The sequence below is a fragment of the Niabella pedocola genome (assembly GCF_021044425.1).
In the GTDB taxonomy this organism is placed as follows: Bacteria; Bacteroidota; Bacteroidia; order Chitinophagales; family Chitinophagaceae; genus Niabella; species Niabella pedocola.
In genome coordinates this window covers 28,588-48,498 of record NZ_JAJNEC010000004.1, presented here as the reverse complement: position 1 = coordinate 48,498, position 19,911 = coordinate 28,588, and the positions used below count along the sequence as shown (strand labels likewise).

19 protein-coding genes and 1 riboswitch are annotated in these 19,911 nt (G+C 48.3%); of the genes, 14 read left to right on the top strand and 5 right to left on the bottom strand.

The genetic code is table 11. The annotated features are described in order from the left end of the window. Window positions 1-5: 5 nt before the first annotated feature. Entirely contained in the window at window positions 6-494 is a 489-nt protein-coding gene (locus LQ567_RS04005; RefSeq protein ID WP_231002817.1) for a hypothetical protein, read from the bottom strand. A gap of 317 nt (window positions 495-811) precedes the next feature. Between LQ567_RS04005 and LQ567_RS26165 the strand changes: the two genes are divergently transcribed. The 3 genes from LQ567_RS26165 to LQ567_RS03990 all read left to right on the top strand — a co-directional run bounded on the left by LQ567_RS26165 (window position 812) and on the right by LQ567_RS03990 (window position 5,674). Continuing rightward, entirely contained in the window at window positions 812-1,672 is an 861-nt protein-coding gene (locus LQ567_RS26165; protein WP_231002816.1) for an AraC family transcriptional regulator, read from the top strand. A gap of 83 nt (window positions 1,673-1,755) precedes the next feature. Then, on the top strand, window positions 1,756-3,207 hold the full coding sequence (locus LQ567_RS03995; RefSeq protein WP_231002815.1) for an alpha-L-fucosidase: 1,452 nt from the start codon (window positions 1,756-1,758) through the stop codon (window positions 3,205-3,207). Between the two features lie 112 nt (window positions 3,208-3,319). Beyond that, window positions 3,320-5,674, top strand: a complete 2,355-nt coding sequence (locus LQ567_RS03990) for a PDZ domain-containing protein (protein WP_231002814.1) — start codon at window positions 3,320-3,322, stop codon at window positions 5,672-5,674. A gap of 433 nt (window positions 5,675-6,107) precedes the next feature. Here the strand turns inward: LQ567_RS03990 and LQ567_RS03985 are convergent, their stop codons facing one another. Both LQ567_RS03985 and LQ567_RS03980 read right to left on the bottom strand, forming a co-directional pair. After that, the gene (locus LQ567_RS03985) at window positions 6,108-6,683 is read right to left on the bottom strand and encodes a TVP38/TMEM64 family protein (protein WP_231002813.1); all 576 of its coding nucleotides are present in this window, start codon (window positions 6,681-6,683) and stop codon (window positions 6,108-6,110) included. After that, window positions 6,667-7,206, bottom strand: coding sequence for a class I SAM-dependent methyltransferase (locus LQ567_RS03980; RefSeq protein ID WP_231002812.1), 540 nt, complete (start codon window positions 7,204-7,206; stop codon window positions 6,667-6,669). Before LQ567_RS03980 ends, LQ567_RS03985 begins: the two co-directional genes overlap by 17 nt. Before the next feature lies 1 nt (window position 7,207). On the opposite strand from LQ567_RS03980, the gene LQ567_RS03975 reads away from it, so the two are divergent. The 3 genes from LQ567_RS03975 to LQ567_RS03965 are packed head-to-tail and all read left to right on the top strand — an operon-like array spanning window position 7,208 to window position 9,247. After that, window positions 7,208-7,402 carry a hypothetical protein gene (locus LQ567_RS03975; protein WP_231002811.1) on the top strand — a complete coding sequence of 65 codons (195 nt, stop codon included), beginning with the start codon at window positions 7,208-7,210 and terminating at the stop codon, window positions 7,400-7,402. 23 nt (window positions 7,403-7,425) lie between these two features. Continuing rightward, window positions 7,426-8,556, top strand: a complete 1,131-nt coding sequence (locus LQ567_RS03970; protein ID WP_231002810.1) for a sensor histidine kinase — start codon at window positions 7,426-7,428, stop codon at window positions 8,554-8,556. After that, the gene (locus tag LQ567_RS03965) at window positions 8,534-9,247 is read left to right on the top strand and encodes a LytR/AlgR family response regulator transcription factor (RefSeq protein WP_231002809.1); all 714 of its coding nucleotides are present in this window, start codon (window positions 8,534-8,536) and stop codon (window positions 9,245-9,247) included. Before LQ567_RS03970 ends, LQ567_RS03965 begins: the two co-directional genes overlap by 23 nt. A 7-nt stretch (window positions 9,248-9,254) precedes the next feature. Here LQ567_RS03965 and LQ567_RS03960 read toward each other — a convergent pair whose 3' ends face one another. Beyond that, complete coding sequence (locus LQ567_RS03960) at window positions 9,255-9,491, bottom strand: hypothetical protein (protein WP_231002808.1); 237 nt, start codon at window positions 9,489-9,491, stop codon at window positions 9,255-9,257. 151 nt (window positions 9,492-9,642) lie between these two features. Here LQ567_RS03960 and LQ567_RS03955 point away from each other — a divergent pair, with 151 nt between their 5' ends. The 5 genes from LQ567_RS03955 to rmuC all read left to right on the top strand — a co-directional run bounded on the left by LQ567_RS03955 (window position 9,643) and on the right by rmuC (window position 14,068). After that, on the top strand, window positions 9,643-10,038 hold the full coding sequence (locus LQ567_RS03955; protein ID WP_231002807.1) for a helix-turn-helix domain-containing protein: 396 nt from the start codon (window positions 9,643-9,645) through the stop codon (window positions 10,036-10,038). Between the two features lie 62 nt (window positions 10,039-10,100). After that, window positions 10,101-10,856, top strand: a complete 756-nt coding sequence (locus tag LQ567_RS03950) for an SDR family oxidoreductase (protein WP_231002806.1) — start codon at window positions 10,101-10,103, stop codon at window positions 10,854-10,856. 192 nt (window positions 10,857-11,048) lie between these two features. Then, a complete protein-coding gene (locus LQ567_RS03945) occupies window positions 11,049-11,396 on the top strand; it encodes a hypothetical protein (protein ID WP_231002805.1) in 348 nt (115 codons plus the stop codon). A gap of 41 nt (window positions 11,397-11,437) precedes the next feature. Further along, entirely contained in the window at window positions 11,438-12,439 is a 1,002-nt protein-coding gene (locus LQ567_RS03940) for a bestrophin family protein (RefSeq protein WP_231002804.1), read from the top strand. Between the two features lie 102 nt (window positions 12,440-12,541). Then, window positions 12,542-14,068 carry a DNA recombination protein RmuC gene (rmuC, locus tag LQ567_RS03935; protein ID WP_231002803.1) on the top strand — a complete coding sequence of 509 codons (1,527 nt, stop codon included), beginning with the start codon at window positions 12,542-12,544 and terminating at the stop codon, window positions 14,066-14,068. 267 nt (window positions 14,069-14,335) lie between these two features. On the opposite strand, the gene LQ567_RS03930 is transcribed toward rmuC, so the two are convergent. Further along, on the bottom strand, window positions 14,336-15,181 hold the full coding sequence (locus tag LQ567_RS03930) for a universal stress protein (protein WP_231002802.1): 846 nt from the start codon (window positions 15,179-15,181) through the stop codon (window positions 14,336-14,338). 228 nt (window positions 15,182-15,409) lie between these two features. Between LQ567_RS03930 and LQ567_RS26160 the strand changes: the two genes are divergently transcribed. The 3 genes from LQ567_RS26160 to LQ567_RS03915 all read left to right on the top strand — a co-directional run bounded on the left by LQ567_RS26160 (window position 15,410) and on the right by LQ567_RS03915 (window position 19,911). Further along, window positions 15,410-16,435, top strand: a complete 1,026-nt coding sequence (locus LQ567_RS26160; RefSeq protein WP_231002801.1) for a dipeptide epimerase — start codon at window positions 15,410-15,412, stop codon at window positions 16,433-16,435. A gap of 63 nt (window positions 16,436-16,498) precedes the next feature. After that, window positions 16,499-18,433, top strand: a complete 1,935-nt coding sequence (locus LQ567_RS03920) for a menaquinone biosynthesis decarboxylase (RefSeq protein WP_231002800.1) — start codon at window positions 16,499-16,501, stop codon at window positions 18,431-18,433. Between the two features lie 85 nt (window positions 18,434-18,518). Further along, window positions 18,519-18,593, top strand: a riboswitch (Fluoride riboswitch). A gap of 34 nt (window positions 18,594-18,627) precedes the next feature. Further along, complete coding sequence (locus LQ567_RS03915; protein ID WP_231002799.1) at window positions 18,628-19,911, top strand: voltage-gated chloride channel family protein; 1,284 nt, start codon at window positions 18,628-18,630, stop codon at window positions 19,909-19,911.

Below are 19,911 nucleotides of genomic sequence, written 5' to 3'. Positions count from 1 at the left end.
AACGGTTATTTCTTGATAACAGGAATAACCGTTTGTTTATATTTTTTATCGATGATCAACAGTAAAAAAGGGCGCGTGCTAAACGATTGTTTGGCGCCTTTTATTTTATCATACGACAACGCCAGGTAACCGCCATCTTTCTGAAGGGTGGTGTTTTCAAAAGAAACCGCATAGTCCGATACCGAATCGATCACGGCAATCGCATCCTGCTTTGTAAAATCGATAGGAGTGGGTTGCCCATTGCCTCCCATTGTGGTGGCCGTTCCAAAAATGGTATCAAAGCCGGCTTTCGTGGTAATCCGGGGATCCTCCAGCTGGCCATTTTTAAAATCGTTGCGAACGAAGTAATGGGTTGCCTGAGTAAAGGGAATCGCCGTTCCGTCCGGAAGCTCCTTATTTTCAGCGGTCGTTTCGGTTTTGGACGGCCCCGCGCTGTTGCAGGCACCAAAAATAAACATAGCCAGCACGGCAACGGGGAGGATGATTTTTTTCATATTACATTAATTTTGATAAGCGGATAGTTTCCGGCTGAAAGATAAGCAACAGTAGCGGATTCCCGAGGTTTGCATGTTTTTTATTTGCAGGGGGTGCTTTTGGGGTAATGCATTTGATGAATCAGGGTAAAATAGTTTATATACCGGATAAGAAAAACGATGGCGGAAATGCATTGAAGACCTACTTTTGATAAAGCGAATTTTGTAAAAATGGGTACTCGGGAAACGGCAATGCGAGCCAGCAGAACGGTTGCAGCCAGGATGTTATTCCGGGTATTTTTACAGCTTGCGGAATAACAGTTGATCATTTTCGGAACGTGAAGCCACAGTTTGTTGATATTATTTTTTCAAAGGCCGGGAAGATCCAGGTAAAAAAAACGGTTAAATCGAGGTTTGACGGTCCTTTTCACTTTCATCATCTATGCGAGCTGGTATGGGTGGAGGAAGGATTCGGAACGCGGATTGTAGGCGATTCGGTTTCCAACTTTAAAAAAAACGACCTGGTGCTGATGGCTCCCAACCTGCCGCATATCTGGAGAAGCGATGCGGAGCTGGATTTTGTAAAATCAACCACCATTTATTTCGATCCGGATTTTCTTTCCCATCTTACAGACGAAACCGCCACGCTGGACCGGTTTAAGCAGATGATCCAGAAATCCAGGAGGGGCATGCTGTTTCATGGCGAAACCCGTAAGAAAGCGGTAAAGCTGCTATCGAAGATTACAGAAGCAGAAGGCATTGCAAAGATCATCGATTTTCTGAAGGTAATTGACCTGCTCACCGCATCGGGAGAGTTTAGCGCCCTGGCCACGGTGTTGTACAATAACCGTTATGACGAAAAAGACGCAGGCCGCATCTTTACCGTTTACCAGCACCTGTTAAAGAACTTTAAAAGAGATATTCCGTTAAAAGAAGTTGCGGACCTCTGCCATATGACCACAAATTCATTTTGCCGTTTTTTTAAAAGCCGTACCAATAAACCCTTTACCCGGTTTTTAAATGAACTGAGGATCGGCTATGCCTGTGAATTGTTGCAGGACGAAACGCAATCCATTTCGGCTATCTGTTACGAATGCGGATACAATACAACGGCTAATTTTCATAAATTTTTTAAACAAATTCAGCATACAACGCCTGCCGGTTACCGTAAATGGATACAGGACGGACAAACGGTTTAGATACCGCAATAACGTAGCGCCATGTAGTATAAAAAAGAAGGACAATCTTTCGAATACATCTTAACATAAAAATTCAAAACGACGTGAAAAAAAAGTACCTGCTCTTTTGCCTGATCCTGGTGAGCTGCACGGTTGCCGCTCAAAAATATCAACCCAACTGGGCCTCACTCAATACCCGTAAAATACCGGAGTGGTTCGGACAAGACAAGTTTGGCATTTTCATTCATTGGGGCCTTTATGCCGTGCCATCCTATGCACCGGTGATCCCCAACAGTGGTGAAAGCTATGCAGAATGGTACTGGTACCGGCTGGCTGAAAAGAATAAGAGCTTTATGCCCTTTCATAACAAAAATTATGGTGCAGACTTCGAATATCCCCGCTTTGAACCCATGTTTAAAGCAGAACTCTTTGATCCTACGCAATGGGCCGATGTTTTTAAAGCATCGGGAGCCCGTTATGTAGTGCTTACCTCCAAACACCACGAGGGCTATTGCCTTTGGAACAGTGCGGAGGCCGACCGCAGCTGGGGCCGGCCCTGGAACGCCGTAACCGGAACGCCGCGGCGTGATCTCCTGGGTGATCTTACCGGAGCAGTAAAAGCGGCCGGACTTAAAATGGGTTATTACTATTCGCTGTATGAATGGTATAACCCGCTTTGGCAAAAGGATCGCAAGCGGTATGTAACCGAACACATGCTGCCACAATTAAAAGATCTTGTGAATAAATATAAACCCTCGCTCATCTTTGCTGATGGCGAATGGGATTTGCCGGATACGGCCTGGCACAGCCCGGAACTCCTGGCCTGGTTATTCAATGAATCACCGGTTGCAAAGGACGTTGTAGTGAACGACCGGTGGGGCAATAATACCCGGGAGCACAATACCGGCGCTACCTATACCACTTCCGAGTATGGCGGTGGCATGGATGCCAGCAGGGTATGGGAAGAAAGCCAGGGTATCGGACATTCATACGGGTATAACCGCAACGAAAAATTAGCGGATTATAAAACGGAGCGTGAGCTGATCCTGATGCTGGTGGATATTGTTTCCAGGGGCGGGAACCTGCTGCTGGATATCGGGCCAACAGCAGACGGACGGATACCGGTGATCATGCAGCAACGGCTGACCGCCATCGGTAACTGGTTAAAGGTAAACGGAGACGCAATCTACGGCACGCAGGCGTATACCCGGCCGGTACAATGGAGCGCCGGAACCATACCCGGGAAAAGCGGTAAAAGTTATATGGCTGGCTACAGCGCAGCAGCCCTGGTAGCGCCTAAAAAGGATACCGCACATATCGAATTATTCTTTACCCGTAAAGGCCGGGACCTGTACTGTATGTTGCCCGATTATCAAAACAAGCTGGTGATTAAAGACCTGAATGTACCGGCAAATACCACTGCCGTGCTGCTGGCCAACAATAAGGAAGTAAAGGTGAAGAATGCTGGTAAGGACTGCTGGGTAGATCTGTCTGGGTTTAAGCCGGGCGAACTGCCGGGGGAGTTGCTGGTTGTGAAGTTAAAGAACGTATTGTAACAGGGCACGCATAAAATCTCCCTGAAAATATCAGGGCCTGTCTGCCGGATTTTATTTGGAGAAAAAAGATCTCATTTTTAAAACCAATCGCCGGTAATTCCCGGGAACCCATATGCATAAAAAAAGAACAATAATCCTTTTATTGCTCCTGCTGCCTGTACTGCTTCAGGCTGCACGAGCCCAAACAAAGATCTTTGTAGCTACCACCGGAAACGACCAGAGTGCCGGCACACTGAGCGCTCCGTTCCGGACGCTTCAAAAAGCCCTGTCGGTAGCGGCAGCCGGAAAAAGCGCAGCAACAATTTTGCTTCGGGGCGGTACGTATTATCTCGATAAAACGGTTATCATTGATGCCGCCAGATTCAACGCAGCTGCCCTTGCCATTACCGCTTATAACAATGAACAGGTAACGATTAGCGCCGGGAGGCCTTTACAGCTGCGATGGGAACCATATCGTGACGGTATCTATAAAACAGCGGTACCAGCCGGGTTGGTATTTGAACAGCTCTACGTGAATAACCGGTTGCAGGTATTGGCACGTTATCCCAATTACGACAGCTCCGCACGGGTATTTCATGGTACCAGTGCCGATGCTATCAATAAAGAGAAGGTCCGGCAGTGGAAGAATCCGGCAGGCGGATATGTACACGCCCTGCATGCCCATGAATGGGGCGGCTTTCATTACCGCATCTCCGGGGTAAAACCGGATGGCAACCTGGAGCTGGACGGCGGTTGGCAGAATAACCGGCCGGCACCGATGCATCCGCAATACCGGTTCGTGGAGAATATTTTTGAAGAACTGGATGCGCCCGGTGAATGGTTCCTGGATCGCTCAAAAAATGAATTATATTATTACCCGGCCCAGGGCCTGCGGTTGCCGGAGGCCTCCATCGTGGTAGCCGCTTTAAAGAACAGTATTGTGTTAAGTGGTACGGTCGAAAACCCCCTGCGCCATGTGCGCCTGGAAGGGCTTAACTTTTTGCACAATGAACGCAGTTTTATGGAAACCCGCGAACCATTAGTGCGCAGCGACTGGACGATTTACCGGGGCGGAGCGGTGTTAATGGACGGTACAGAAAACTGTGTGATTAAGAATTGCAATTTTACGGAGCTTGGCGGCAATGCCATTATGGTGAGCAACTATAATAAACGGGATACAATCAGTGGCTGCCATATTGCGTGGATCGGCGCCAATGCCGTTAGTTTTATCGGCGATGCCAAAGCCCTGCGCTCGCCTTCATTCCGGTATGAGGACTATATATCGTATGATCAGCTTGATCAAACACCCGGTCCGCTTAACAGCAATTATCCGCAGCAATGTGTGGTAACGGATAACCTGTTGCATGACCTGGGGCAAATTGAAAAACAGGCAACCGGTGTGCAAATTGAAATGGCAGCTGCCATCACGGTAAGTTATAACAGCATCTATAATACGCCCCGTGCAGGACTAAACATTGGTGACGGTGCTTTTGGCGGACACCTGCTGGAGCACAATGATGTGTTCAATACCGTACTCGAAACGGGTGATCATGGTGCCTTCAACTCCTGGGGCAGAGACCGGTATTGGTCTGCTAACCGGCGCTATATGGATAGCATCGTGGCGTTGCATCCGGAGTTGATCCTGCTGGATGCCCGCGCGCAGACCGTTATCCGGAACAACCGTTTCCGCTGTGATCATGGATGGGATATTGACCTGGATGATGGGTCTTCCAATTACCATATATATAATAATGTCTGTTTGAATGGAGGTATTAAACTAAGAGAAGGCTTTCACCGGATTGTTGAAAACAATATTATGGTGAATAATTCATTTCATCCGCATGTATGGTTCCGGAACAGCGGCGATGTATTCCGGCATAATATCGTACTGAAGAAATACTTTCCGATACAGATTAAATACTGGGGGCTTGCTGTAGATTCCAACCTGTTTCCGGATGCGGCGGCCCTGCAGCTGGCACAAAACAACGGCACGGATCGCCACAGCCGTTTTGGAGATCCCCGGTTCAGGAATGCTGCTCAGGGCAATTATACCGTAGTGCCGGGATCACCGGCATTAAAGATCGGGTTTGTTAATTTTTCCATGCATTTTGGTGTACAGCTTCCTGCTTTGAAAAAGCTGGCACAGCAACCTGCCATTCCTGTAATAAACACCGGGGGGATAGGTGTCACCACAGCAATCGCCGATTTCCTGGGCGGCAAAGTAAAATCCGTTGAAGGCCTGGGCGACCGTTCGGCTTATGGCCTGCCCGATGAAACCGGGGTGGTGGTAATTGCTGCTGGTAGTAAAAGTCTGCTGGCCATATCGGGCTTACAGGAAAAAGACGTGATCCGCAGTGCGGATGGGAAAGCCATAAAGAATCTGAAAGATCTTATGGAAATATATAGCTCCAGCAACTGGAAGGGACATATCCCCGTAACCATTATCCGTAATCAGCAGTCCGTGAACCTGGAGTTAAAAACCCGGTGATGTCAATAGCCGGCTGGCGATGGTGCCGGTTGTATTTAGGATCATTTTGTTTATAAAACGGGTAACCGGATTGAACGCTTACCCGGATATTCTTTTTTATTTTACACTATTAAAACAAGCAATTCGTTATCAAGCCCGGCTCCGGCTTTTTCTAAAGTCAGTTCCGGGTTTTTTGTATAGAGCGGTTAACCCGGCTTTTTAGGTTGTTGTAAGTAGTAAGAACCACGAAGACGGAAAGACACAAAGAAACACAAAGAAAAGATTGGGCCTTCGTGCTGCTTCGAGCCTTCGAGCCTTTGTGGCGAACGCTTGCCCCTCGCAATAAGAATCACGAAGACGGAAAGACACAAAGAACCACAAAGAAAAGATTGGACCTTCGTGTTGCTTTGAGTCTTCGAGCCTTTGTGGCGAACACCTAACAGCGCACAAGTGATCAGGAAAGCATCAGCCTTCCGTTGATAATATAAAGCGCGCAGATCACCGCCTCACCCAGCAGCAGCGGCAGCATGCACCGCCAGAACCGGATGCGCAACAGTCCCGCAGCATAACAAATCAGGTCTGTGGGTGTAAACGGCATAAAGGCCCAGCCCAGGATCAGCCAAAATCCTTGTTTACCCTGCAGGCCCTGTTGAATCCGCTGCAGTTTTGGCGCTGCCGATAAGGCGGAAAAACGCAGGTAGCCCGCTGCATAGTAAATAAAGGCGGCCACTACCAGAATGCTGAACATAAATATCCCAAACAGTAGCAGGGGGCTGTCTCTAAAGATCAGGATACCTGCAAAAAGGAATGGGGTGGAGGGCAGGAGGAATAGGCCCCTCAGGATACAGATACTGAAATACACCAGCCATACCTGCTGCCGGTATTGAAGCAGGAAAGCGGCAATGGCTTCCTGTGTAAAATATTGCCGGTTGTACAGGTAAAAGAGCAATCCTCCAGCAATCAGCAGCACCCACAGGATGCGGACCCATTTCCTTACCGTTTGTTCCCGGAGATTAATGTTTCTGTGCATAATAAATAAAGGCAGGGGGAATATTGATGGGCTCAAAACCGAGCTGAACAAGCGGGAACGTACGTCGCAACAAGGCCCGGTCATTCAGTGAATACTGGAACTGGATGTAAAGCCCGCCCGGTTTTAATAGCGCTTTAACGCCCTCAAGGAGCTGCGCTTTTGTCCGCATATCCAGGTTGGCCAGCGGCAGTCCGGAAATGACATAGTCAACCGTACCATTGCACAGGTATTGCTGTAGCCGGCATACATCATCATTGACCGCCACAAAATTGTGCTGTCGCATGGCTTTTAATTTATCAAAAAGTTGCGGGTTAATCTCAAATGCGGTGAGCCGGGAGCGGATATTCATCTGTTCCAGCAAATGCCGGGTAATACTTCCCGTACCGGCGCCCAGCTCTACAATATGTACAGAGGCGTTGAAATCCACCATACGGGTCATTCGCCCGGCCAGCCGGGAGGAACTTTCTACAAGAGATCCTGTTTGCGCCAGGTTTTCGTATGCAGCTCTTAAAAAAGTAAACATAATGATTGTTTTTTTCTGTAAAATAGCGTTGATGGAGGCGGATAAGAAAATGGAATCGACCAGTGAACGCCCGGCGGCAGCAAGCGCACGGTTGCGGCAGATTAACGGAATATGGCGCCATGATGCCATTTTGTTGGATCCGGCCTCCGGTTGGTTGCCGGTAATGCCCCGTTGGTCGATAAAATTTGACCGCTGAACTTTAATCACGAATTTTATGGGATGAAACGGCGGTCTTTACGGAAATATATTTCTAAAACAACGGTACGGCGGGTATTGCGGCATACGTTATTCTGGATGGCCTTTTACCTGCTGCAGTTTTACTACGGTCTGGTATCGGTTTCAGGCCTGAAGATCGCACCGGCCATGTTTTTAAACCCGTTGCGGATCATCGTTGGCGCTGCTTTTGTTTTCTACCCGCTGATGTATGGAATCATCCCCCGTTTCTTTGCCCGGAAAAAATACAAGCAGGGTATTTTCTGGTCGCTGCTTTTATTCGGGATATTTGTTTTTGTGGATGCATTCTGGGAGATCCGTATCCTGAAGGGGTGTGCGCCCTGTTGGGAAGAACTACGTGTAAGGCAACCCGACTACTACAATTACCTGGACCGGGGACTGCTCAATACGGCAATCACCCGTTTGATCAGTTTGGGATTCCTGTATCAGCTGGTGATACAGCTCGCCATACCCATTGGTATAAAAATAGCGATGGCGTATTTCCAGCAACGGCTAACCACCGTTAAGCTGGAAAAAGAGAACAAAGAACTGGAGCTGCATTTTCTCCGCTCCCAGATTGCTCCGCACTTTCTTTTCAATACGCTTAATAATATTTACGGCCTGATCCTGAACGACGACAAAAAACGGTCGGCCACCGCTGTAACGCAGCTCGCCAGTTTTCTGCGGTATTCCCTGTACCAGGGTGGCAACGAAAATACCCTTGGAAAGGAGATCCGGATGCTGCAGGACTATATGGAACTGGAGAAAATACGATTGAATCATACATTAGTAAATTTTACTTTTGAAGCCGATGATGCTTCCGTCTTTTTTCCGCCGTTGTTGCTGATGCCCGTTCTGGAAAATGCATTCAAGTTTTGCCCGGATACCCCTGGCTCCGGCAGCTGGATCTGGATGCAACTGATCCTCCGGAAAGGATATCTCTATATCTCTGTTGCCAATTCGGTTGGAGCAGGACCTGCAACAGCCGGCGGCGGGGGAATCGGGCTTGATAACATACGCAGGCGGCTGCAACATTATTATGGCGGGAATCATACTTTTGTGATCCGCAATGAAAAAGACATCTATACTGTAGTGATTGAAATTAACAATGCCCATGATCCAGTGTATAATAGTTGATGATGAACCCCTGGCAAGAAACATCCTGGTACAGCACCTCAACCGGTTGCCCAACTGGTGTGTGCAGCACGAGTGCATCAACGCAGCGGAAGCCTGGCAGGCCCTGCAGGAAAATACCGTCCAGGTAATGTTTCTCGATATCCAGATGCCGGGCATCAGTGGGCTGGAGCTGTTACGCTCGCTCAAACATCCGCCGGTGGTGATCCTTACAACCGCTTACACCCATTATGCGGTGGAAGGATTCGATCTCAGGGTGGCTGACTATCTGCTGAAACCGATCACCTTCGAGCGCTTTACCCAGGCCATTGTAAAGGCGCAGGAAGTGTTGGCAAGCCCTGTGGTTACCATCCGGGAGCAGTCGTCAGGCACGGCACCGCTTGTATCGGATCATCTGTTCCTGAAAGTAGATAACCGGCACATCCGGCTGAACTTTGATGAAACGCTTTATTTTGAAGCCCAACGCGACTTTACAAAGATCTTTTTGCAGGACCGGGCAGTATTGGTAGGCCTGCATTTAAAACTGCTCGAAAATATGCTGCCGGAAACCTTGTTTACCCGGGTGCACCGCTCGTATATCATCAATAAGCGCAAGATCTCCGGTATTGAAGGAAACCGGATCCTGGTTGAAAAAAGAGAGGTCCCAATCGGCACGCATTATAAAGAGGCCTTTTTTCGCTGGATGGGACTCTGATACCTGTCTATTGCTGTTTTAACGAATCCACGATATGCCTTACAAACAGGTCCCGCTGTTCCTTACTCATGCCGGTGCTGGGAAAGCTTTGATCGTAGTTTACCACATTGCGCCAGCCTTTACGGATATAAACCTGGATGCGAAGCTCCCCATTGCGATCATTTATAGAAATACGGGTGCTGTTATTGCTGCCGCAGGAAAGCGTGCCGGCAAGCAGTAGCAGTAAAATGAACTTTATGTGCATGCGATTTGTTTTTAAAACAATATTAAAACAAGCAGTGCCGCAAATATGAAAAAATGGGTTCAACCGGCAAAAAAATGGGACAAACCCGCCACCTGCATAATAAAATTACCGGCGAAGCGTTTCTAATGGCAGGTTGATGAATGATCATACCATGGATAAAAAACAAACGACCATTAAGCGCAATGAGGAAATTACAGAACGTTATCTTCAATTCCTGGATCAGCACCTGGATGACGTGGTAAGCGGACATGCTGCAGAAATGATGCAGCTGGCTGAAATTGCTACACGGCTTTTTATTTCACATCAACACCTAACCGACACGGTTCAGAAGACCACCGGACATCATCCCTGTTATTTTTATGATCTTAAAATCATCGATCGGGCCCGGCAGATGCTCCGGGAAACAGACTGGTCCGTTGCGGTTATTGCGTTGAAGCTGACCTACGACCCTTCTAATTTCTCTAAATTTTTCCGGAAGTTTACGGGAATGACACCCGGAACCTACCGCGCACAGCATCCGGACAAAAAACCGAAAAGTTCACCATAACCGGGCTGCAATAGCAACGGATCTTTGGTTGTTGATTGATTCTTTAAACAAAAAACAACCGTATGACACAAAAAGATCTAAAAGGAAAAGTGGTACTGATTGCCGGTGGCGGCAAAAACCTGGGCGGGTTACTCAGCCGTAGTTTTGCGGCACAGGGCGCGAAACTTGCGATTCATTATAACAGCGAAGCATCAAAGGCAGACAGTGAGGAAACGCTGGCGGCCGTGCAGGCAGCAGGTGCGGAGGCCTTCCTGTTTCAGGCAGACCTCACAAAGGTGGAAAATATCACCCGGCTTTTCGACGAGGCAATTACCCGGTTTGGCGGCATCGATATCGCCATCAACACCGTTGGCATGGTATTGAAAAAGCCCTTTGTGGATACCACTGAGGCGGAGTATGACACCATGTTTAATATTAACTCCAAAGTAGCGTACTTCTTTATACAGGAAGCCGGGAAAAAGCTGAATGATCACGGGAAGATCTGTACCATTGTTACCTCACTGCTGGCAGCCTATACCGGACTGTATGCTACTTATGCCGGAGCAAAGGCGCCGGTAGAACATTTTACAAGAATGGCTTCAAAAGAATTTGGAGGGAGAGGTATTTCTGTTACGGCGGTAGCACCGGGCCCCATGGATACCCCTTTCTTCTATGGCCAGGAATCACCCGATGCGGTGGCGTATCATAAGTCGGCCTCCGCACTTGGCGGCTTAACAGACATTAAGGATATAGCGCCATTGGTGGAGTTTTTGGTAACCGGTGGCTGGTGGATCACCGGACAAACCATCTTTGCAAACGGAGGATATACCACCCGCTAATGCGATTTTTATAGCACAAAAAAGGGGAGCAGGTACCAGCAACGGGAGCCTGCTCCCCTTGATTTAAAACTAAACCGGGTACAGCGCCCAAATTGCTGCAGGCGCCCGGGTAATTCCCTTGCCCGGAAACTATAAAGCAGTCCGGTATAACGGAAGGGATATGCTATCTTTAATATATTAAAATAACAAACCATGATCCTTAAAATCATAAACATCATTCTGATACTGGCCGCCGTATTTATGGGCTTTAAACAGGGATATGCGATGATTCCCGGTAAACCGGAGATGCTGGAGTTACTGGGGAAAGGGGGCATGGGCCCGATGGCGGTAAAGATCAATGGGATGATTACCATACTGGCAGCTATACTGATCCTTTTTCCCAAAACATTTCTATGGGGCAATTTTATAATGGCGGCGGGCATCCTGCTCATCGCCTGCATACAACTACTGGATAACAACATAAAAGGTGCATTGATCGAAATGCCCTTCCTGCTACTTAACCTGCTCATCATATGGCTGCGCCATCCGCTGAAACCATGAAACAACCCTGTTGCAATCAACATCAACAAATCATTTAAAAAATGCATACCGGAACCCATTACAGGCTGAGAGAATTTATTCCATGGACCTGGTCCAAGATCGGTTTTATGCTGCTGGTAAGCAGCATTCCCACTGCAATCTATTATATCACCGGGTGGAAATGGCTGGCCGTGCCCTGGGTGCCGGTAGCACTTGTTGGTACGGCGGCTGCCTTCGTGGCCGGCTTCCGCAATACCCAAACCTACAACCGCCTTTGGGAAGCACGGCAGATATGGGGTGCCATCATTAATTGCAGCCGGTCCTGGGGTATCATGGTAATGGACTTTATAAGAACAGAAACAGCAGCGGAGGCGGGTATACAAAGAACACTGCTGTATCGTCATTTTGCGTGGCTGGCGGCATTGCGTTTCCAGCTGCGGGAAACGCGCGGCTGGGAGCATGTAAAAACCAAAAGCTATAACCGGCGTTATTTAAAGCACTACCGGGTGCCGGAATGGGAAACGCAACTGCAGGATGTGTTGCAGCCCTATCTGAGCGAAGCGGAATGCAGTGCCATTTTAAAAAAGAAGAACCGGGCCACACAGCTGATCGCTGCCCAATCGGCGCAATTAACACAACTGAATCAGGAAGGACGCATCAACGATTTGAATTATGTGGAGATGGAACGGCTGTTAAAAGAGCTTTACGATCAACAGGGCAAGTGTGAACGGATCAAAAATTTTCCCTATCCCCGGCAGTTTGCCAGCATCAACCTGTATTTTGTATACCTGCTCACCTTGTTGCTGCCCCTGGGGTTTATCAGCGAATTTTCAAAACTGGGCAACGGGTTTGTGTGGCTCGCTATACCCTTTAGTGTATTGGTGGGCTGGATCTTCCTGGTACTGGAACAAGTGGGGGAAAGCACCGAAAATCCCTTTGAGGGAGGGGCAAATGATATCCCTATGACCTCTATGAGCCGCACGATCGAGATCGATCTCCGGGACATGCTGGGAGAAACAAACCTGCCGGAACCGATAACTCCGGTAAATAACATACTCATGTAACCGGCCGGCAAAATTTGCTTTTTGATGCCGGAATCTCAGAAAAAAGGTGAACTTTTGTAGTTGAATCATAAGACGGGATTTATTAACGGAATGGATCTGACTATGGAAAGTTTATACCTGCTTCTCGGAATTATTATCGGTGCGCTTATCGGCTACCTGATTGCACGGAAAATATTTGCAGCGGCGGCTGTGCCGCGATCCGTTGCAGATGAGTTACAAAAAAAGATCAGCGTGCTGGAGCAATCCAACGCAGCACGCCTGTCGCGGGAAGAAATACAGCAACAATATATTTCCCGGGAAGCGGGAGCATTACTGCAGGAAAATATCCGCCTCTTGCAGGAAGAGTTAAAGGATGAAAAATGGGCTGCGCAGCAACAGCAGAAAGAGATCCTGGCGCTGACGAAAGAATCGGAGCAGAAGTTTTCAAAAGCCGCGGTGGAGCAGCGCGATCAAAAGATCCTGCAATTGAATAATGAATTGGCAGGCTTAAAAGAAAAGGAGGGCGCGCTCACGGAAAAGCTGGCGTTGTTTGCCACCGAACTGGAAAAGCTGCACCAGCTTTCGCATGAACAGTTTAAAACGCTGGCCACCGATGTGCTGGAAGAAAAACGAAAAACATTTACGGAGGCCAATAAAAAGGAATTAAGTACCATCCTGGAACCGCTGAAACTGAACCTGGATCAGTTCCGCGAAAAAGTGGAAGCTACCCGTAAGGAAGATATCCAGGAGTTTACCTCGCTGAAAAAAGAGATCGAGTTGCTGCAAAAATTAAATGTGCAACTGGGTGATGAAGCCCGTAGCCTGGCTACCGCACTGAAGGCGGAAGTGAAAATGCAGGGGAACTGGGGAGAAGACCGGCTAAATATGATCCTTGAAACGGAAGGGCTTCAAAAATATATTGATTATACAAGGGAAGAAGTTTATCGCGACCGTGCAGACGAACAGGTACGGCGACCGGATTTTATCCTGCGGCTTCCCAACAGTAAGCATATTGTTATTGATAGCAAGGTTTCCCTCACCGCTTATGTAAACTATTTTAATGCCGGCGATCTCAATGCCAAACAGGAGTATCTCCGGCAGCACACCCGCAGTGTAACGGAACATATTGAACGTCTTGCTGATAAAAATTACCAGTCGCTGGCAGGATTGAATACCCCGGATTATGTGTTTCTCTTTATGCCGGTAGAATCGGCACTCACCCTGGCCCTCAATCAGAACGCGGAACTGTTTAACCAGGCCTTAAAAAGAAAGGTGGTCCTGATTACGCCCACCACACTGGTGGCCACCCTCAAGGTGGTGCGGCTGTTGTGGCAGAAGGAAAACCAGGTAAAGAACGTAGAAGAGATCTTTCGTCAGTGCGGTGAGCTGTATAACAAATTTGTACTCTTCCTGGAAGAAATGGACCGGGTGGAGCATGCGCTTTCCCTGGCATCCAAAGCGCACCGGGATGCCATGAATCATCTATCCGAAGGAACAAAAAAAGGGCATACCATTATCGGCCGTTTTGAGCGCATCAAAAATCTTGAAGCAAAAACCAGCAAACAGATCCCCGAAAAATATCTTACAGCGCTGGAACCATTGCCCGAAGACGAAACAGCTCCGGGGAATGAAGATGATCCGGGCATGTAAAGGCAGGACTGCCTGCCAGGCATTGAACGCATTGACATAAAACCTTAACCCTGGAATCCTCCGGTTCCCGGGATGTCTCCCGCAGGGGACGTCCGGGAGGTACCAGTGTCAGTCATTAGTTTTTAGTTGGGCTTCCAGGCAACGAATCCATCTGATGTTAAACATGAACTCTTGAACCTTAAACCTTGTTCCCGGGATGGGGACGTTGGGGAAGGGCATCGGGCGGCTCTAGCGTGAAACCTGAAAGGTTAAACGAAAAATAAACATTCATTCCATATGTAGCACCAATACCGGTACCTCGCTGCGCCAGGCCAGATTTTTGGTGATACTTTTATGAAACAGGCCCGAAAGAAAGCTGCGCATTTTATGGATGGAGATGATCAGCGATGCATTGTCTTTTTTTGCAAAATCATTGACCACCGTTGGCAGATCCTCCACGTTCTTAGCAACATGCAGCCGGAAGTGATAGTTTTGCAATTCCAGTTGCAATTCGTTGGCCAGCTTGTTTTCTTTTTCGTTCAGCTCATTTTTCAAACACCGGTGTACAGCGGTTACCCGTGCATTCAGCCGGTCCAGGAATTTATGCAGTTTAGCCCGGATGGATTTGCTCAACGGGGCTCTGAAGTCGGAGGCCAATACAATATGATCCGGAATGGTAATGGGCGCATATTTAGGCACCAGCAGTACCGGGTAATGGATCTTGTCTACACCCCGTTGCACATTATCACCCACAAGAAAGGTTTCGAATTCATCTTTAGGTTTAAAGCCCATGATCACCAGGTCAATATCCTCATCTGCGCAAACCTGGTTCACAGCCGTTGCCAATGCATCATTTACAACCAGGGTGGTAAGTGCCGCGGGAGGTTTCAGCTGATCGCGCACCCGCTCCTTAAGCAGTTGCAGTGATTCATGACGCCCTTCTTCCAGCGCATCTGCTTCCTGCATGCTCAGCGCCAGCGAGCCGGCTTCCCCGGAATCGTAGATGGGTACACTTTCATACGTATTCAATATGAAAAAATGGGTTGCGTCCAGCCGGTTCACCAGGTTGCAGGCATAATCTACCGCGTGGCTGGCTGCGTCAGAGAAATCGGTAACAACCAATAGCTTTTTCATAATCGCCGTTTTTGTGTACTTAAATTTACAAAAAATACAGCGGTTTTGGTTACCTCCGCAGATTCTTTCTGCGTTTTGTTGAATAACAGCCGCCGGTGCACAGATCAGGAAACGTGCATCTACGGTTGCAAACAAATGTATTGCCAAGCCTTTCCTGCCGGTAGCAGCGATTCAGTTCCTTTGTCTTACATTTGCCAAAACCCGGCCGGGGGTACCGGTAACTGAAGCGTGAAGTGTCAATATTATCCGTTTGATTTAAAATTCAGGCATCCCTTTACCATATCCAAGGGAACAAAAACACATCAGCCTACCTTGATCGTAGAGCTGGAACATTTTGGTATTAAAGGTTATGGCGAAGCGCCGGCAATTACCTATTATCATATTACGGTAGCGGATATGATACGGGACCTGGAGGCCAAGAAAACGATGATTGAGCGGTTTGCATTTACAGAGCCCGACCGGTACTGGCATTTCCTGCATCATTTATTACCTAATAATCCCTTCCTGGTATGCGCGTTGGATATGGCGGCCTGGGATATCTGGGCACGCATGAGCAGAAAGCCACTGTACCAGCTCCTGAAAGGCGATCCGGCCAACAACCCGTTAACGGATTTTACCATTGGCATTGACACGGTAGATAAAATGGTCGCAAAGCTGAAAGAACGTCCGTGGCCGGTATACAAGGTAAAAGTTGGCACTGCAGATGACCTGGCAATTGTAAAAGCATTACGTACGGTAACCGATGTACCGTTGCGGGTGGATGCAAACGCGGGATGGGACCTGGAAACGGCGTTAAAGCTGATCCCGGAACTGGAAGCGTTGGGAGTGGAGTATGTAGAACAGCCCCTGGCTAAGGATAACTGGGAAGGGATGAAGGTATTGTATGAAAAATCTTCGTTGCCCTTATATGCAGATGAAGCCTGTGTTTTTGAACAGGACGTGGAGAAATGTGTGAACCATTTTCACGGCATTAATATAAAGCTAACGAAATGTAGTGGTATTACCCCGGCGCTGCGCATGATAAAAAATGCCCGCAGGCTGGGATTAAAGATCATGATGGGCTGTATGAATGAAAGCACGATAGGCTCAGCCGCTATTGCGCACCTGGCCCCCTTTATTGATCATGTGGATGTAGACGGACCCTTGCTGCTGGAAGAAGATGTGGCCACAGGACTGGGATTTGATTACGGCAAACTCATCTATAGTAATGAACCAGGACTGGGCGTGGAATATAAAGGATTGTTTAACGTTTAATATTTCAGGCCACCATCTGAATTCTCAAGTCTGAAATCTCAAATCTGAATCTGAAATCTCAAAATGGCATATAAAAATCAACAGGAGTTTATTGACGCAATTGAAAAAGCAGGAGAACTGGTACGCATCAAAGCCTATGTAGACCCCAGGCTCGAAATGGCGGAAATCACGGACCGGATGAGCAAAGAACCCGGAGGCGGCAAGGCCATTCTTTTTGAAAATACCGGCTATGATTTTCCTGTGCTGATGAATGCGTATGGAAGCGAAAAGCGGATGTGCCTGGCATTGGGGGTAAACCAGCTGGATGATGTAGCCCGCGATATTGAAAATTTGTTTAAGTTACTATCGGCACCCAAAGAGGGCCTTATTGACAAGCTGAAATTGTTGCCCAAGCTAAGTGCGTTTGCATCCTGGATGCCAAAAGTAAAAAAGGGGCGTGGCGATTGCCAGGAAGTGGTCATTACCGATAATCCGGATATTACCAGGTTGCCGGTGATCACCTGCTGGCCGCAGGACGGAGGTCCATTTATTACCCTGCCCATTATCAATACGAAGGATCCCAATAATCATATCCGCAATGTGGGCATGTACCGGATGCAGGTATTTGGACCGCAGCTTACGGCCATGCATTGGCATAAACATAAGGTTTCGGCAAAGCATTTTAATGAGTATAAAAAACTCAATAAAAAGATGCCCGTGGCGGTAGCCCTGGGTGGGGATCCGGTTTATGCTTATTCGGCCACGGCACCCCTGCCCGAAAATGTAGATGAATATATGCTGGCAGGTTTTCTGCGGAAGAAAAAAGTAGAGCTCGTAAAATGCATCACCCAGCCGGAAATAGAAGTGCCGGCGGATGCAGATTTTGTGATCGAAGGATATGTAGACCCCGCGGATGAACTGCTTTGGGAAGGCCCCTTCGGGGATCATACCGGGTATTATTCCCTTCCGGACTGGTATCCAAAATTTCATATCACCGCGATTACGCATAAAAAGAACCCGGTATACCCGGCAACGATTGTGGGTATTCCGCCGCAGGAAGATGCCTGGCTGGGAAAGGCTACGGAACGTATTTTCCTGGCGCCGATCAAAATGACACTGGTGCCGGAAATAGAGGATATGGAAATGCCCGTGGAAGGGGTATTCCACAACCTGGTGATCACAAAGATTCATAAGGATTATGCGGGGCAGGGACAAAAAGTAATGAATGCCATGTGGGGCGCAGGGCAAATGATGTTTAATAAGATCCTCGTTTTGGTATCGCAAACCGTGGATGGAAGGGCGCTAAAACTAAGTGATTATAAAGCCTGTGCCCGGGAGATCTTTAAGAACCTGAACCCCGCCACAGATCTGTCATTTAGCCAGGGACCAATGGATGTACTGGACCACAGCTGCAGCAAAATGGGCTTTGGCGGAAAAATGTGTATCGACGGTACGCTGAAGTTTGAAGAGGAAACCCAGGATGGATATACAGCGCTGTCACCGGATACTGCCATCAGCTATGCTGCACTGCTCTCCGGGCGGTTTAGCGAAATCTCGGGTGTAAACGATGCGCTGTTGAAGGACCAGATTCCCTGTCTGATCATTTCTGTTAAGAAGCACCGTAAAGGGCATATAAAAGAACTGCACCGGGAGATTGCTGCCCTGCCGGGTATGGAATATATAAAAATGATCCTGTATGTAGAGCATACGGTAAATGCCGCGGATCTGCCCCTGGCACTCTGGCGTTTTTGCAATAACCTGGATCCGGTACGGGATCACGTGCTGGCGCCTACTCAAAAAGAAGGCTATAGTTGTATGGGACTGGACGGAACAATTAAGACCAAAGCCTTTGATAACTTTCAGCGGGATTGGCCCAACATCATCGTTGCGGATGACGCAACCATTAGCGCGATCGATGAAAAATGGGCATCGCTGGGGATCGGAGCCTTTATCGCATCGCCCTCCTTAAAGTACAAGGACCAGATGTACGGACAGGAAGCAGTGGCAGCGACGGAATAGTTCAGGTTAGAAGGTTATTGTTTTAGAAGGCTGAATGCTGATAGCTGATAACGGAAAACTATCGTATAAACCGTATATTTGCGTATACAAAACAGGAAATGGTGTCTTCCTGAACCAACCGTTCACGCCCCGTGCGGGATCTGATGGCGCCTGCAAATAGTAATATTTTATTACACCGATAATCTATTTGTAGGATGTATTCATTCAAAACAGAGCAGGGAAAAATCTTTCACCAGTTAGCACACTGGACCATCCGGCTGGTTCCTCTTTCATTTGTAACAGGATCTTTGGTAGCCTTGTTTTTATGGCTGCTGGACTGGGCTACGCATACCCGCTGGCAGCATTTATGGCTGCTGTTTTTACTGCCGCTGGCCGGTATGTTGATTTGGGCCTTGTATCACTATTTCGGGAGGGATGCGGAAGCGGGCAATAACCTGGTAATGGATGAAATCCACGAGCCGGGAGGTGGGGTACCTGCGCGCATGACCCCGCTAGTACTGCTGGGTACCATTATTACACACTTATTCGGTGGGTCTGCCGGCCGGGAGGGTACTGCCGTACAGATGGGAGGCAGTATTGCGGATATTTTTGCAAAATGGTACCGGCTGAAAAAGGAAGATCGTAGTGTCCTGCTGATGTGTGGAATGGCCGCGGGCTTCGGGGCTGTATTTGGCACGCCCGTAGCAGGTGCCCTGTTTGCCATGGAAGTATTGTTCATCGGCCGGATCAAATACCATGCGCTGATTCCCTGTTTAATTTCAGCGGTACTGGCGGATATTGTTTGCAGCAGTTATGGCATCATCCATACGCACTATACCATTCATACAAAGATCGCACAAACTGTAACCACCTGGATCCCCGGTTTTTCCTTTGATCTGCTGCTGTTATTAAAAGTAATTGGAGCCGGCATTGCTTTCGGATTGGCCGGTATGGCGTTTGCCCGTTGTACCCACTTGCTGAAGCGGGGCTGGACACGACTGATTCCTGCAAAATGGCTGATCCCGGTAGCGGGTGGTATTGTGATCATCGGAGGTTGTTATGCATTGGGCAATTTTGATTATCTCGGACTGGGCGTGGTAAATCCGAACGGGCATAACAGCATTGTAAGCGCATTTACTACAGGAGGGGTGGATGCCTGGAGCTGGTTATGGAAACTATTATTTACTGCGGTTACCTTAAGTGCCGGTTTTAAAGGAGGGGAGGTGACGCCTTTGTTCTTTATCGGTGCTGCGCTGGGAAACACCATTGCCGTATTAAGCGGCGCACCGGCCGATCTTTTTGCCGGACTTGGGTTTATTGCCGTATTTGCGGCCGCTACCAATACGCCCGTTGCCTGTATGGTGATGGGGGTGGAGCTGTTTGGTGGTGAAAACATTCTTTATTTTGCGGTTGCCTGTTTCACCGCTTATTATTTTAGCGGGCATTCTGGTATTTATAAGGCGCAGCGGATCGCTGTTCCAAAAATTCACAGGAAGTAA